Source organism: Staphylococcus pseudoxylosus (assembly GCF_003697915.1).
Classification (GTDB): Bacteria; Bacillota; Bacilli; order Staphylococcales; family Staphylococcaceae; genus Staphylococcus; species Staphylococcus pseudoxylosus.
In genome coordinates this window covers 1-242 of record NZ_RCVN01000093.1, presented here as the reverse complement: position 1 = coordinate 242, position 242 = coordinate 1, and the positions used below count along the sequence as shown (strand labels likewise).

Annotated in this window: 1 protein-coding gene; it reads right to left on the bottom strand. The window is 43.0% G+C overall.

Going from position 1 to position 242, the window contains the following annotated elements:
- Positions 1–242, bottom strand: a 242-nt coding sequence (locus D9V42_RS14945) for a mucin-binding protein (protein ID WP_208639106.1), incomplete at both ends; no start/stop codon positions are given.

The window sequence follows — 242 nt, the reverse complement described above, 5'->3', positions numbered from 1 at the left end:
AAGTGAACCGTGAAGTTCTGAGCAGTTTTGTCATCATTGTCGAATGTCAAATCTGCTGGATAGCCATCAGTAACTAACTCATACCCGTGTTTCTTATAATCCGCAATGCTGCCACTGGTACTATAACTGGATTTCGAGCCCGTTGTTCCTGAAATTGAATCCGTCTTTAAAGTTTTGCCGGTCGTATCATCAACGTAGCTGACACTACCTTTTTGCTGATCTGCGGTATAGGTGATCGTTGT